The organism is Streptomyces sp. NPDC093600, assembly GCF_044764755.1.
Lineage (GTDB): Bacteria > Actinomycetota > Actinomycetes > Streptomycetales > Streptomycetaceae > Streptomyces.
Map to the genome: position 1 here is coordinate 332,404 of NZ_JBIWIU010000006.1, position 14,464 is coordinate 346,867.

Consider the following 14,464-nt stretch of genomic DNA (forward strand, 5'->3'; position numbering starts at 1 on the left):
CGCTCGCCCCGCTCTCGCATCGCACCCCCGCTCACTCCCCGCTCACCCCTTCCCCCGGAGGTTCCGGCATGTCCCGCACCGTCCCCGTCGACGACGACATACGCACGTCCGTACCGGGCCAGGACGACGAGGCCCGGCTGAGAGAGCTCGGCTACCAGCCCGTCCTCGCCCGCCGCATGGGCGGTTTCGGCAACTTCGCCATCAGCTTCTCCGTCATCTCCATCCTCTCCGGCTGCATGACCCTCTACGGCTTCGGCCTGGGCACCGGAGGCCCCGCCGTGATGATGTGGGGCTGGGTGGGCGTCGGCCTGTTCGTGCTCTGCGTGGGCATGGCGCTCGCCGAGGTCACCAGCGCCTACCCGACGTCCGGCGCGCTCTACTACATGGCGGACCGGCTGGGCGGACGCCGCTGGGGCTGGTACACCGGCTGGCTGAATCTGCTCGGTCTGCTCGGCGCCATCGCGGGCATCGACTACGGCGCCGCCCTCTTCACCGGGGCCTTCCTCAACCTCCAGTGGGGCATCGTGCCCACGGCCGGATCCACCTTCCTGATCTTCCTCGCGATCCTGCTCCTGCACGCCGTGCTCAACCTGTTCGGTGTCCGCCTGGTCAGCGTGCTCAACTCGATCAGCGTCTGGTGGCACCTGGCGGGCGTCGCCGTGATCGTGGGCGCCCTCGCCTTCGTCCCCGACCGCCACCAGTCCGCCGAGTTCGTCTTCACCGAGTTCGTGAACGACACCGGCTGGGCCAACCCGTTCTACGTCGCGGCCGTCGGTCTGCTCCTCGCCCAGTACACCTTCTCCGGTTACGACGCCTCCGCCCATCTCTCCGAGGAGACCTCCAACGCCTCGGTCAGCGCGGCCAAGGGCATCGTCCGCGCCATCTGGGTCTCCTGGATCGCCGGCTTCGCGCTGCTCGCCGGACTCACCTTCGCCATCCAGGACTACGCGGGCACGCAGAACAGCGCCACCGGAGTCCCGCCCGCCCAGATCCTCCTGGACGCGCTCGGCTCCGGCGGCGCCACCGCCCTGCTGCTCGTGGTGATCGTCGCCCAGTTGTTCTGCGGCAACGCGGAGGTGGCCGCCGCGAGCCGGATGGTGTTCGCCTTCAGCCGCGACAACGCGCTGCCCGGCTCGGCGCTCTGGCGCAAGGTCAGCAGCCGCACCCAGACCCCGGTCCCGGCGGTCTGGCTCTCGGTCGCGGTCGCCGCCCTCCTCGCCGTGCCCTCGCTGTACTCGGCCACGGCCTACGGAGCGGTGACGGCCATCAACGTCATCGGCATCACCCCCGCCTACGCCATTCCGATCTATCTGCGCCTGCGGGCGGGCAACCGCTTCACCCCTGGCCCCTGGAACCTCGGCCGCTGGAGCCGGCCGATCGGCTGGACCGCCGTGATCTGGGTGGCCGTGGTCACCGTGCTGTTCTGCCTGCCGCAGAAGTCGCCGGTGACCGTCGACTCCATGAACTACGCGGTCATCGCGCTCGCCGTCGTCCTCGTCCTCGCCAGTGTGTGGTGGTACGTCGCCCGCCGCTCGTACGGCACCCCCTCGACGTACGGCAGCGCCCGCGAGGAGGCGGAGCTCGCCGAGGGGATCGTGTAGGGGGCCGGCCGGGCCCGAGGGCCGGGCCTGCATGGGGCGACGCGGGCCGACTCCGCCCCCCCGCAGGCCCGCGCCCCCTCGGCTCAGGCGCTGAACTCGTAGGTCCAGGCGGCCGTCTGGGCGGCGAAGTCGATGTCCGTGATCTCCAGCGTGTGGCCGTGCTGGTCGCTCACCACGCGGTGGACGACCAGCCGGGCCGCGCCGGTCGCCCCGACTCCCGTACCCGGACCCCCGGGCACGGCGATCGACTCGCGGCGGGTCAGCCGCAGCCCGGCCTGGTGCATCCAGTGGTAGAGCAGCCGCAGATCCGGCTGCTGGGCGGTGTCCTGCCCGCGCCGGTAGCGCGCGAGCTGGGGGATCTCCGCCAGCGCGGGCCGGGAGAACCAGGAGACCGACCGCTGCAGCGGCACCCCGCGGGGGCTCAGCACCACATGCCGGTGGACAAGCGTGGGTTCGCCCGGGGCGAGCGCGAGTCGGCCCCCCAGTGCCGCCGGTGGCGCCTCCCAGGCGAGGGCCGCCCGGACCAGCGCGTCGGCCGCCTGCGCACCTCCGGGAAAGGACTGACGGCGGGCCGTCAGCAGCGGGACGTGTGCCTGCGGTTCGGCTCCGACGGCGAACGTGCCGCGCCGGTCGGTCACCACGAGCCGCTCCTCGCGCAGCAGTTGGAGCGCGCTGCGGACGGTCTGGCGGTTGACGTGGTAGCGATGGGCGAGTGAGCGCTCGGACGGCAGTCGGCTGCCGGGTGCGATGCGCCGGTCGGTGAGGTCGTCCCGCAGGGCGGCGGCGACCCGGAGGTAGAGCGGTACCGCGGCCACCTGCTCGGGATCGGGCTCAGCCATGTGCAGACCCTTCTTTGCTCAGGGTGATCACGTGGGTCGTGTGAGTGATCATTCCTACCATTGGTCTAAACCATTGGGAAGGGGTGTGCGGCGAGAGTGGCCGAAACGAGGACCGCGCTCCGTAGGCGCTTCCACCGGAATCGGGGGCGAAGAGGCGGCTGAGGCCGCGCTGCCGACACCACCCGATCGGGCCGAAAAGGGCGGGGCGACCCGCAAGGCCCCTGGATCCGTGCGACATGGCTCTGCGCCCAGCTCGGGGGCGCACCGGGCGGGTGGCAGTCCCGGCTCATCCGAACCGGGCGGTACGCGTCGACGCGTGCTACACCTCGCGCCGCATCGGCGGCTCGGGCGGCGTCCACGGGATCGGGCCGAACAGGACGGCGCGGGCCACCGCGGGAGCGAACAGTGCCGTCATCGGCGCCGTCAGCGTGAGGACGGAGCGGAACGCCGCCCCGACGACCGGGTCCCCGCCGTACCGCTGCTGCAGACGGCCCAGGTACCAGCCCACCGGCTTGTCCACCGCGCGCGAACCCATGGCGTTGCCGGTCGCGCCCGGCATCTTCTTGTCCGCTCCGGCGGAGATGTCCCAGGCCTGGCGTGAGGCGTCGAACAGCGCCTTCTGCACCACCCGCGTGGTCGCCGTGCGCTTCGGGTCGGCCAGGGCCCGGCGCAGGGCGACCGCGCTCAGCGCGGCGACCGCCATGCCCTGGCCGTAGATCGGATTGAAGGTGCACAGCGCGTCGCCGGTGGCGAGGAAGCCGGCCGGGCGACGGCCCGGACGGTCGTAACGGCGGCGGACGTTGGCGGTTCGGCGGAAGCCGAACACCGAGGAATCCGGCTCGGCCCTGGCCAGCCACTCGCTGACCACGGGGTGCGGCAACCGCTTGGCGAACTCCTCGAATCCCGCCTCGTCCGTGGGGGGTTCGTCACCGCGCAGACCGGACAGCGTCACCATGTGACGACCGCCGCCCAGCGGCAGGACCACCGCGCCGTAGACCTGGTCGGGGTTGGGCACGATGTTGAAACCCAGCGCGTCCGACGTGTCGTCCTCCGGAGCCCGGTAGACCCGGGTGGCATAGGCGAGGCCGGTGTCGATGGTCTCCTCGTGCGGCGCCTCCGCGCCGATCGCGGCCAGCCAGTCGGGCGCGCGCGTCCCACGGCCCGAGGCGTCGACCACGAGGTCGGCCTCCAGTGAACGGGTCTGCGTCCCGGCGTCCTTGCCGCGCTCGCGCAGCAGCACCCCGCGCACCCGGGACGAGTCTCCCGTCAGGCCGACGACCTCGGCGCCGCCGACGGTCTCGATCCGCGGATCGGTGAGCACCCGCCGGCGCACCAGCCATTCGAGCTGCTCGCGCGGTCCGGTGTAGAGGGAGGTCGTCGCCGCCGTCCTGCGGAACCACCGGCCGTTCTGCAACTGCACCATGTCCGCCGGCATGCCCACCTTGGGCGCGCCGAGTTCGTCGAGCTCCGCGAGGAACCCCGGCAGCAGCTCCTCGAACGCCTGCTGTCCGCTGTCGAGGAGCACATGGGTGTGTCTGCTCTGCGGGGTCCCCGGCCGCGCGTCAGGACCCTCCGGAAGGCGGTCGCGCTCGACGACCGTCACTTTCTCCGCGTACTCGCTCAGCACCCGCGCGGCCAGCAGGCCCGCGAGACTTCCCCCGATGACCACCGCGTGACGTGTGCCGCGGCGCTCCAAGTCGTCGTCCATCCCCGCCCTTTCCGGTTCGTGGATCTACGACTGACCAGTATCCACGGTCTCCTGGGGGACGTCGCGGGTGCCGAGCCGAAGGTGCTCGATGTGGTACACGGCCTCGTCGAGGAGCTGGGCCACATGGTTGTCGTAGAGGCTGTACTCGATCCGGCGGCCCTGCCGGACACCGGTGACCAGGCCCAGCGCGCGCAGCAGCCGCAGCTGGTGGGAGACGGCGGACTGCTCCATGTCGACGGAGTCGGCGAGTTCGGTCACGCCGCACGGGCCCTGGCGGAGCTTGGTGAGGATCATGAGGCGTGAGGGCGTGGCGAGCGCCTGGAGGGTGGCGGCGATGGTGGCCGCGGACTCCGCGTCCAGGTGGGTGGCCGGGGTCGTCTCGCCGTTCGCTCCGTGTCCCATGGGCTCATCGTAGCGGCGCTCATATGTAGATAGATGAAGACCTCTTCATGTGTTCCGGTATGGTGGTGCTGTTCGTCCGCCCCGTCCCCGTGTGCGAAGAGGTGTACTCCCATGGCATCCCCGGTGCTCGACAGCCCGGCCACCCCTGCCGCGACAGCCCCGCCGCCGACCCGCGGAACCCGTCTGGCCGACCTGCCCGAGGTCCGCTGGGCGGCGCTCTCCGCCCTCGCCTTCCTCTGCGCGCTGCCGCTCGACCTGGCCGGCGCCCCCGCCTGGGCCTGGGGACCGCTCTACGCCGTCTGCTACGTCGCCGGAGGCTGGGAGCCGGGCTGGGCCGGACTCCGGGCGCTGCGCGAGAAGTCCCTCGACGTCGACCTGCTCATGGTGGTCGCGGCCATCGGCGCCGCGGCGATCGGCCAGTACCTCGACGGCGGGTTGCTCATCGTCATCTTCGCCTGCTCCGGCGCCCTGGAGGCGCTCGCGACCCGCCGTACCGCCGACTCCGTACGGGGTCTGCTCGACCTCGCCCCCGAGAAGGCGGTACGCCTCACCGGTGCCGGTGATGGCGGCGGCGAGAGCGAGGAGCCGGTGGACGTCGCCGAGCTGAGGATCGGCGACATCGTCCTCGTACGGCCGGGAGAGCGGCTGCCCGCCGACGGAACCGTGCTCCACGGCGCGAGCGACGTCGACCAGGCCACCATCACCGGCGAATCGCTGCCCGCGCCCAAGGCCCCCGGCGACGAGGTCTTCGCCGGCACCCTCAACGGCACCGGCGCGCTGCGCGTCCATGTCGACAAGGACGCCGGGGACTCCGTCATCGCCCGCATCGTCGCCCTCGTCGAGGAGGCAAGCGCCACCAAGGCACCCACCCAGCTCTTCATCGAGAAGATCGAACAGCGCTACTCCGTCGGCGTCGTCGTCGCCACCCTCGCGCTCTTCGCCGTCCCGCTCGCCCTGGGCGCCGACTTCACCACCACCCTCCTGCGCGCCATGACCTTCATGATCGTGGCCTCGCCGTGCGCGGTCGTCCTCGCCACCATGCCGCCGCTGCTCTCCGCCATCGCCACCGCCGGACGGCACGGCGTGCTCGTCAAGTCCGCCGTGGTGATGGAACGGCTCGGGGCCGTGGACCGGGTCGCGCTCGACAAGACCGGCACCCTGACCGAGGGGACGCCGCGGGTGATCGAGGTCCGGGGCGACGAGGACGCGCTCGCGCTCGCCGCCGCGGCCGAGCTGCCGAGCGAACACCCCCTCGCCCGCGCCGTGGTGGCCGCGGCGCGCGAACGCGGACTGCGTATCCCCGAGGCCCGCGACTTCGCCTCCGTGCCGGGGGAGGGCGTACGGGCGCGGGTGCAGGGCCGCGAAGTGCGGGTGCGCCGCGCCGAGGGAGAGCACGACGACACGGCCGTCGAGGTCGTCGTCGACGGCGCGCCCGTCGCGGTCCTCGTCCTCGCCGACCGGCTGCGCGACGGGGCGCCCGAGGCGGTCGCCGCCCTGACCCGGCTCACCGGCACCGCGCCCACCCTCCTCACCGGCGACAACGCGGGCGCCGCGGCCCGGGTCGCCGGACGGGCCGGCATCACGGACGTACGCTCCGGACTGCTGCCGCAGGACAAGGTGGCGGCGGTACGGGAGTGGGAGCGCGCCGGCTCAAAGGTCCTGGTGGTCGGCGACGGCGTCAACGACGCCCCCGCCCTGGCCGCCGCCCACACCGGCATCGCCATGGGCCGGGCCGGCTCCGACCTGGCGCTGGAGACCGCCGACGCCGTCGTCGTACGGGACGAACTGGCCACCGTTCCCACCGTCGTGGCCCTCTCCCGCCGGGCGCGCAGGCTGGTCGTCCAGAACCTGGTGATCGCCGGCACCTGCATCGGGGCCCTGGTGGTCTGGGACCTGGTGGGCCACCTCCCGCTGCCGCTGGGCGTGGCGGGGCACGAGGGCTCCACCGTCCTGGTGGGGCTCAACGGGCTGCGGCTGCTGCGCGACTCTGCCTGGCGGAAGGCGGCGGAGCGGGGGTGAGTCAGGCGTGCACGGCCTGCGGCGGGGGAGGGGCGGGGGCGGCGTGCTCGTGCTCGCAGACCTCGTCCAGGCCGTGGACGGCCCACTCGGGGAATGGGTCCGGCCAGGGGCCCGTCTCCCCGTCGGCGACCAGGCACCGGGCGAGCTCCGTCTGCAGCGCGTCCTTCCGCAGCTCCGTACCGATGAAGACCAACTCCTGGGCGTCGCCCGGGCCCTGGTGCTCGACGTCCAGGACTCCCGAGGGCTCGAAGCGGGCCACCGCGCCCGCCTGGGACCACAGCCCGGTCACCCGCTCACGGCCCGCGAGCCGGAAGAAGCCCTTGGAGCGCAGGATCCGTCCATAGGCGCCGCTGTCCATGCCCTCCGTCACGAAGTCCCACAACCGCCCGGGATGGAAGGGCCGTTCGGCGCGGAAGACGGTGGAGGAGATGCCGTACTCCTCCGTCTCGGGGACGTGGTCGCCGTTCAGCTCGCGCACCCAGCCGGGCGCCTGCTGGGCGCGCTCCAGGTCGAAGAGCCCGGTGCCGAGGAGCTCGGCGGGCCGCAGCCGGCCGTGGGTGGCGGAGACGATCCGGGCGGCCGGGTTGAGCCGCGACAGCGCGGCGCGCAGCCGGTCGGCGTCCGCCGGTCCCACCAGGTCGAGCTTGTTCACGACGATGACGTCGGCGAACTCGATCTGATCCATCAGCAGATCGCTGACGGTCCGCTCGTCGTCCTCGTACGGGGCGAGGCCCCGATCGGTGAGCCCGTCGCCGCCCTCCAGTTCGGGCAGGAAGTTCGCCGCGTCGACCACGGTCACCATGGTGTCGAGCCGGGCCAGATCGCCGAGCGTGGCGCCGTCGTCGCGGGGGAAGGCGAAGGTGGCGGCGACCGGCATCGGCTCCGAGATGCCGCTGGACTCGATGAGGAGATGGTCGAACCGCCCCTCGCGGGCCAGCCGGTCGACCTCTTCGAGGAGGTCGTCGCGCAGGGTGCAGCAGATGCACCCGTTGGTCATCTCGACCAGCCGTTCCTCCGTACGGGAGAGGGCGGCGTCCCCGCCCCGGACCAGCGCGGCGTCGATGTTGATCTCGCTCATGTCGTTGACGATCACGGCGACGCGCAGGCCGTCCCGGTTGGACAGGACGTGGTTCAGCAGGGTCGTCTTGCCCGCTCCGAGGAAGCCGGAGAGGACGGTGACCGGAAGGCGCGGGTCCCGCGCTCCGGCGGGTGTGCGCGCGGCGGCCGTCGTCGTCGCCGTGTCCGTCATCGCGCTCAGCCCTCGGGGCGCAGCAGGCCGCGCTCGTATGCCTTGGCCAGGCGCTGCGGCACCCGGTAGACGACGCCGTCGACCGTGATCGGGACCAGCTGGGGCGTGGTCGCCTTCCACTGGGCGCGGCGGTGGCGGGTGTTGGAGCGGGACATCTTCCGCTTGGGTACGGCCATGGGGAAACGGACCTCCATCGTCGGGACGTGACGGCCACGCTATCTGAAAATGGTTCCCATTAACAAAAGTGGCCCTGGCCCCGGAACTTTCGTACAGCCAGGACCGCCGAAGTCGGCGACGGTAGAGGCATGCGCGGACACGAAGTGGGGCCCACCCCCATGGATCGCGATGCCGAGACGGCTGGGAGGTCGCCCGCCCCCTCGGCGGCGCATCCCTCGACGGCGTCCGGATGGCCGGATTCCGTGACCGCTTCGCCGCCGGACTGACACGCACGTACTGCGCCCGGTCAGGCCCGCATCCGCGGCGAGCGCGTCGAGTGCGTCGAAGTGTGCTTGTCACCCCGGGCCGCCTACGCGCTGCTGGGCGTCTCCCCAGGCGAACTGCACGGCTCACTCATCGGACTCGAGGACCTGTGGGGGCGGCGCGAGCGACGCCTCCGCGAGCGGTTGACCGACGCCACGACGTGGCAGGAACGCCTCGCGCCGACGGACGAGTTCCTCAGGAAGCGGGCTGCGGGGGCACCGTCGATGTCGCCCGAGGCCGCCGCCGCCTGGGACACCATCGTGGCCCGTCGAGGCCGGATCGAGGCCGTGGCCGACCGACGGCAGGCCGCGTGCCGCAGGTACCCGTCACGGCAGATCCGCCGGGCACACCCCCTAGGTCGTGTCCGGAAAGTCTCGCCTGGTCCGCGACGCCCTGCACGCGCGGTCGCTGCGTCGGCCACAAGCCCAAGTAGCTCCGCTACGAGGGCTTCCGGCCGCCTCGCGATCGCACGCACCGGACGCCGCAGACCCCGCCCTCCGGGCGGACGGCGATACTTTCCGGACACTCCCTAGCGCTCCAGCTCGCTCAGGGCGTGCGTCAGCCACTCCACCCAGAAGCGCTCCAGATCGATCCCCCCGCGCAGGACGAGATGCCGCAGCCGGTCGGGTTCGCTCTCCCGGCGTGCGGGTGGGAAGTCCCGTACCTCGATCGCCCGGTATTCCTCCAACTGCCGCTGGTGCAGGGCGAGATGCCGCCGCAACTCCTCGACCATGCCGGGAGCGCCCACGACCGCCGCCGCGCGCATCCGCAGCAGCAGCGCGGACCGCATCGGCTTCGGGTCCTCCGTCCTGGCCACCCAGCCGGTCAGCTCGGCGCGGCCCGCGGGCAGGACTTCGTACTCCTTCTTCTGCCCGCGGGCCGGGGCCTGGACGGGCAGGGCACGGATGTGCCCCGCCTGCTCCAGCTTGCCCAGCTCGCGATAGATCTGCTGATGCGTGGCCGACCAGAAGTAACCGATCGACCGGTCGAAGCGGCGCGTCAGTTCGAGGCCGGAGGACGGCTTCTCGAGCAGCGCGGTCAGGATCGCGTGCGGGAGGGACATGCGCGCAATCCTAAATTCGCCCCGTGCCCGTCACAGGGCGGCGGCGAGGCGGGTGCCCTGGTCGATGGCGCGCTTGGCGTCCAGCTCGGCGGCCACGTCGGCGCCGCCGATCAGGTGCGCGCTACGGCCCGCGGCGACCAGCTCCTCGTACAGGCCGCGGCGCGGTTCCTGGCCCGTGCACAGCACGATCGTGTCGACGGGCAGCGTCCGCGGAACACCGTCGACGGTGAGGTGCAGACCTTCGTCGTCGATCCGCTCGTACGACGCACCCGCGACCATGGTGACGCCGCGGTGCTTCATCTCGGCGCGGTGGATCCAGCCGGTCGTCTTGCCCAGACCGGCGCCGACCTTGGAGGACTTGCGCTGGAGCAGGTGGACCTGGCGCGGCGGCCGGGGCCGCTCGGGGGTGCGCAGCCCGCCGCGCGTCGCGTAGCTGGTGTCGACACCCCACTGGCGGAAGTACGTCTCCGCGTCCTGGCTCGCACCCTCGCCGCCGTCGGTGAGGAACTCCGCGACGTCGAAGCCGATGCCGCCCGCTCCGATGATCGCGACCCGTTCGCCCACGGGCGCGCCGTCGCGCAGGACGTCGAGGTAGCTGACCACGCTCGGGTGGTCGATGCCCTCGATCTCGGGGGTGCGCGGGGTGACTCCGGTGGCGACGACCACCTCGTCGTACCCTGCGAGGAGTTCCGGCGTGGCCGTGGTGTTCAGCCTGACCTCGACGCCCCGGGCGTCGAGCTGGACCCGGAAGTAGCGCAGCGTCTCGTCGAACTCCTCCTTGCCCGGGACCCGCTTGGCGATGTTCAGCTGGCCGCCGATCCGGTCCGAGGAGTCGAACAGGGTGACGGTGTGGCCGCGTTCGGCGGCGGAGACCGCGCAGGCGAGCCCGGCGGGGCCGGCGCCGACGACGGCGATTCGCTTGGCCCGGCGGGTGGGGGAGAGGACCAGTTCGGTCTCGTGGCACGCGCGCGGGTTCACCAGGCAGGAAGTGATCTTCAGGCTGAAGGTGTGGTCCAGGCATGCCTGGTTGCAGCCGATGCAGGTGTTGATCGTGTCGGCGCGGTCCGCGGCGGCCTTGGCGACGAAGTCGGGGTCGGCCAGGAACGGCCGGGCCATGGAGACGATGTCCGCGCGGCCCTCGGCGAGGATCTGCTCGGCGACCTCGGGGGTGTTGATGCGGTTGCTGGTGACCAGCGGCACGGAGACCGCGCCCATCAGCTTCTTGGTGACCCAGGTGTAGGCGCCGCGCGGCACGGAGGTGGCGATGGTCGGGATACGGGCCTCGTGCCAGCCGATGCCCGTGTTGATGATGGTGGCGCCGGCCGCCTCGATCTCCTTGGCGAGCGCGACGACCTCGTCGAGCGTCGAGCCGCCGGGGACCAGGTCGAGCATCGAGAGCCGGTAGATGAGGATGAACTCCTCGCCGACGCGCTCGCGGATGCGGCGCACGATCTCCAGCGGGAAGCGGACCCGGTTCTCGTAGCTGCCGCCCCAGCGGTCGGTGCGCTGGTTGGTGGCGGCGGCGATGAACTCGTTGATCAGATAGCCCTCGGAGCCCATCACCTCGACGCCGTCGTACCCGGCGGCCTTGGCGAGTTCCGCGCAGCGGGCGTAGTCCTCGATGGTCTGCTCGACCTCGGCGTCGGTGAGCTCGTTCGGTACGAAGGGGCTGATCGGCGCCTGGATGGGGCTGGGCGCGACGAGGGCGGGGTGGTAGGCGTACCGGCCGAAGTGCAGGATCTGCATCGCGATCCGGCCGCCCGCCTCGTGCACGGCGTCGGTGATGAGCCGGTGCTCGGCGACCTCCTCGTCCGTGCTGAGCTTGGCCCCGCCGTCCCAGGGGCGACCGACGTCGTTCGGCGCGATACCGCCGGTCACGATGAGGCCGACACCGCCTCGGGCGCGCTCGGCGTAGAAGGCGGCCATCCGCGCGAAGCCGTTCTCGGCCTCCTCGAGACCGACGTGCATGGAGCCCATGAGCACCCGGTTGGGCAGGGTGGTGAACCCGAGGTCGAGCGGGCTCAGCAGGTGCGGGTACGGGGTGATCGGGTCCATGGGGGCGTCTCCTCGCGCGGGGTCGTCACGCTCTGTTGTAGACGACCGGAGGCGCGTTGTGCAACAAGTTGCATAACGGTGGAGGGGTGATCTGCGCTACGTCCACCACCGCGAGTCGTCTACGGGCCGCCCGGCACGCCCGACCACGCGGCCAGCTCCTCCGCCGTGCGGGGGCCCTTCTCGCCCTCCGGGAGGAGGCCGTGGGCGTGCAGCAGGCGGGTCACCGCCATCCCCCACGGCTGCCGGAGCCGCGCCGCCGCGAGCAGGGCGTCGTCCGCGAGGAGATCGGTGATCGGGCCCGTCCGCAATCCCTCCGGTGACAGCACCGCCGCCTCGTCGGCCCAGCGCAGGGCCAGATCGACGTCGTGCGTCGCCATCACCACCGTCGTGCCCGACTCCCGCAGCCGCGCGAGCACCTCAAGGAGACGCTCCTGCCCGTGGGGATCCAGCCCGGCCGTCGGCTCGTCCATGATGAGCACCCGCGGCCGCATCGCCACGGCGCCCGCGATCGCCGCACGCTTGCGCTGCCCGTACGACAGCAGATGCGTCGGCCGGTCCTCCAGCGCCACGATGTCCAGCGCCTCCAGCGCCTCGCGCACCCGGAGCCGTACCTCCTCCTCCGGCAGGCCGAGGTTCATCGGCCCGAACGACACGTCCTGGCCGACCGACGCCGCGAACAGCTGGTCGTCCGGGTCCTGCACGACCAGCTGCACGGTCGTCCGCAACCGCGTCAGACCCTTCCGGTCGTACGACACCTCCTCGCCGTCCAGCCGGAGCGCGCCGCTGCCGCAGCGCAGGCCCCCGCTCAGCAGCCGCAGCAGGGTCGTCTTGCCGCTGCCGTTCCTTCCGAGCACCGCGAGCGCCCGCCCCTCCGGCACGGCGAAGTCGATCCCGTCGAGGACGGGAGGCCCGTCCTCGTAGGCGAAGCCCGCCCTCACCAGTTCCACGACAGGGGAACGAAGACTCACGGCAGGGACCTTTCCAGTACGAGAGTGAGAGCGACGAGGCCGGCCAGCAGCCCGGCCGTCGCCGCCAGGAACCGCCGCGAGACGGCCGCGCCGGGCACGAGGACCCGGAGGGTGCCGTCGTACCCCCGCCCCGCCAGCCCCGACTGCAACCGCTGCGCCCGGTCGAAGGCGCGTACGAACGCCGTCGCGCCGAGCCCGGCGAGCGAGCGCCAGGTGGCCGCCCGCGTCGTCAGCCCCAGCCGGGCGGCCTGGGCCTGCCGGATCCTGGCCATGGAGTCGAGCAGCAGGAAGCTGATCCGGTACATCACGAGCGCGACGTCCACGACCGGCGCCGGCACCCCCGCCCGTACGAGCCGGGGCAGCACGTCCGAGACGGGTGTGGTGAACGCGAACAGCAGCACGCCCAGCGACGCGGCCGATGTGCGCAGCAGCAGCTCACCCGCGTGCAGCGGTCCTTCCGGCGCCAGGGCGACGAAGCCGCGCGCCCCTCCCACCTCGAACAGCAGCGGCACCGCGCCCGTCACGCAGAAGCCCAGCGGGATCCGGAACGCCCGCCACAGCTGACGTCCGGGCACTCCGGCGGGACCGAGCAGCACCGCGAGGGTGGCCGTCGCCACCAGGACGGCGCCCGGCCACGGCGGCAGACAGACCGCGCACAGCGTCAGGCCGAAGCCCAGAGCGGCCTTCTCGCACGGGTGACGGCGGCGCCAGCGACTGCTGTGCGCCGCCGCGTCGATCGGCAGCATCGCGACCTACTCGTCGCCCGGGGCCCGCGCCCCCATCGCCGCCCGCGTCCCCTGCGACGCCGCCGCGCGCTCCTCGCCCTGTCGACGTCCGCGCCGCAGACCGAAGTAGTACGCGAGGACACCGGCGCCGATGGCCGCCTGCAGCGCGAACAGCGCCGACTCGACCTCGCCGGACGGAGGCTCGTACAGCGGGCTGAACCACGGCTCGTAGTCGGGCCGGATCTCCGTGATCGCGGCCTCCGCCTCGGCGTCGGCCCCCGCGAACGGCTCATCCTTGTGGTCGCCGAGCCCCAGGATCAGCGGCAGCACCGCCAGCGCGGCGACGGCGAGCAGCAGCAGGGCGTTGATCTTCGTGTTCCTGCTCATCGGGCTCATCGGGCCACCGCCTCCGTGGTCTCGCTCTTCCTGGCGCCGGGAAGCAGCACCCCGAGCCGGGTCAGATCGCCCTTGCTCGACTGCGTCAGCAGACGCATCACGAGCACCGTGAGCAGGCCCTCGCTCACCGCGAGCGGCAGCTGCGTGACGGCGAAGATCCCGCCGAACTTCGCCAGCGCGCCGAGCACACCGCTGGCGGGGTCGGGGAACGCGACCGCCAGCTGCACGCTGGTGACGCAGTACGTGGACAGGTCGGCGACGAACGCGCCGAAGAACACGCTCACCATCAGCGGCACGTCGAACCGGCGCAGCAGCCGGTACGCCCCGTACCCGGCCCACGGACCGACGACCGCCATCGAGAAGACGTTGGCGCCGAGGGTGGTGAGCCCGCCGTGCGCCAGGAGCAGCGCCTGGAAGAGCAGCGTGATCGTGCCCAGGACCGCCATCACGGGCGGCCGGAACAGGATCGCGCCGAGGCCCGTTCCCGTGGGGTGCGAGCAACTGCCCGTCACCGACGGAATCTTGAGCGCGGACAGGACGAAGGTGAAAGCGCCGGAAGCGCCCAGCAGCAGAGTGGATTCGGGATGGGCCTTGACCTCACGGGTCAGGGCACGGACCCCGTGGACGACGAACGGCGCGGACGCGACGCCCCAGGCGGCCGCGTGCACAGGGGGCAGATACCCCTCGGCGATATGCATGGTTGGGAGACCCTCTCCAGCACCTCGTGGATGGACAACGCACCTTGGCCGGTCTCCTGGCTGACGGTCATGCCGCCCGGACTCCGCCTTCCCACACCGCGACGGTCTCCCGCGGCGGTGCAGTGGCTCCCCTGAGGGTTCTCCCCAAGGGGGTGGAGCCGGACCTCCCGATCACAGTGGCGAGGGCCGCACCGGTACTGCACCGGTTTCCCGTACACCAAGGCCCTGCGACACTAGTGCGTTGACCAGCTACATCACAAC

Annotated in this window: 13 protein-coding genes and 1 riboswitch; of the genes, 2 read left to right on the plus strand and 11 right to left on the minus strand. The window is 72.3% G+C overall.

Translation table 11 applies throughout. The annotated features are described in order from the left end of the window. Positions 1-68 precede the first annotated feature (68 nt). The gene (locus ACIRB4_RS18120; protein WP_403292321.1) at positions 69-1,601 is read left to right on the plus strand and encodes an amino acid permease; all 1,533 of its coding nucleotides are present in this window, start codon (positions 69-71) and stop codon (positions 1,599-1,601) included. Between the two features lie 83 nt (positions 1,602-1,684). Here ACIRB4_RS18120 and ACIRB4_RS18125 read toward each other — a convergent pair whose 3' ends face one another. The 3 genes from ACIRB4_RS18125 to ACIRB4_RS18135 form a co-directional block, all read right to left on the minus strand. Beyond that, the gene (locus ACIRB4_RS18125) at positions 1,685-2,440 is read right to left on the minus strand and encodes a GntR family transcriptional regulator (RefSeq protein WP_403292322.1); all 756 of its coding nucleotides are present in this window, start codon (positions 2,438-2,440) and stop codon (positions 1,685-1,687) included. A gap of 319 nt (positions 2,441-2,759) precedes the next feature. Continuing rightward, a complete protein-coding gene (locus tag ACIRB4_RS18130) occupies positions 2,760-4,148 on the minus strand; it encodes an FAD-dependent oxidoreductase (protein ID WP_403292324.1) in 1,389 nt (462 codons plus the stop codon). Between the two features lie 24 nt (positions 4,149-4,172). Further along, positions 4,173-4,550, minus strand: coding sequence for an ArsR/SmtB family transcription factor (locus ACIRB4_RS18135; protein ID WP_403292325.1), 378 nt, complete (start codon positions 4,548-4,550; stop codon positions 4,173-4,175). Between the two features lie 111 nt (positions 4,551-4,661). Between ACIRB4_RS18135 and ACIRB4_RS18140 the strand changes: the two genes are divergently transcribed. Further along, positions 4,662-6,569: a heavy metal translocating P-type ATPase gene (locus ACIRB4_RS18140; RefSeq protein WP_403292326.1), complete on the plus strand. Its 1,908-nt coding sequence runs from the start codon at positions 4,662-4,664 to the stop codon at positions 6,567-6,569. Between the two features lies 1 nt (position 6,570). Here ACIRB4_RS18140 and ACIRB4_RS18145 read toward each other — a convergent pair whose 3' ends face one another. The 8 genes from ACIRB4_RS18145 to ACIRB4_RS18180 all read right to left on the minus strand — a co-directional run bounded on the left by ACIRB4_RS18145 (position 6,571) and on the right by ACIRB4_RS18180 (position 14,203). Beyond that, positions 6,571-7,818 (minus strand): GTP-binding protein, encoded by a 1,248-nt coding sequence (locus ACIRB4_RS18145; RefSeq protein WP_403292328.1) that lies wholly within the window; start codon positions 7,816-7,818, stop codon positions 6,571-6,573. 5 nt (positions 7,819-7,823) lie between these two features. Beyond that, positions 7,824-7,994, minus strand: coding sequence for a 50S ribosomal protein L32 (gene rpmF / locus ACIRB4_RS18150; protein WP_137991083.1), 171 nt, complete (start codon positions 7,992-7,994; stop codon positions 7,824-7,826). An 833-nt stretch (positions 7,995-8,827) separates the two neighbouring features. Then, positions 8,828-9,361, minus strand: a complete 534-nt coding sequence (locus tag ACIRB4_RS18155; protein ID WP_403292329.1) for a PadR family transcriptional regulator — start codon at positions 9,359-9,361, stop codon at positions 8,828-8,830. A 30-nt stretch (positions 9,362-9,391) separates the two neighbouring features. After that, the gene (locus ACIRB4_RS18160) at positions 9,392-11,416 is read right to left on the minus strand and encodes an FAD-dependent oxidoreductase (protein ID WP_403292330.1); all 2,025 of its coding nucleotides are present in this window, start codon (positions 11,414-11,416) and stop codon (positions 9,392-9,394) included. A gap of 119 nt (positions 11,417-11,535) precedes the next feature. Continuing rightward, entirely contained in the window at positions 11,536-12,384 is an 849-nt protein-coding gene (locus tag ACIRB4_RS18165; protein ID WP_403292332.1) for an ATP-binding cassette domain-containing protein, read from the minus strand. Next, positions 12,381-13,130, minus strand: a complete 750-nt coding sequence (gene cbiQ / locus ACIRB4_RS18170) for a cobalt ECF transporter T component CbiQ (RefSeq protein ID WP_403292334.1) — start codon at positions 13,128-13,130, stop codon at positions 12,381-12,383. Before cbiQ ends, ACIRB4_RS18165 begins: the two co-directional genes overlap by 4 nt. A gap of 6 nt (positions 13,131-13,136) precedes the next feature. Continuing rightward, positions 13,137-13,496, minus strand: coding sequence for an energy-coupling factor ABC transporter substrate-binding protein (locus ACIRB4_RS18175; RefSeq protein ID WP_403292336.1), 360 nt, complete (start codon positions 13,494-13,496; stop codon positions 13,137-13,139). A gap of 5 nt (positions 13,497-13,501) precedes the next feature. Then, the gene (locus ACIRB4_RS18180; RefSeq protein ID WP_403292337.1) at positions 13,502-14,203 is read right to left on the minus strand and encodes an energy-coupling factor ABC transporter permease; all 702 of its coding nucleotides are present in this window, start codon (positions 14,201-14,203) and stop codon (positions 13,502-13,504) included. 28 nt (positions 14,204-14,231) lie between these two features. Then, positions 14,232-14,440: riboswitch (cobalamin riboswitch) on the minus strand. Positions 14,441-14,464 lie beyond the last annotated feature (24 nt).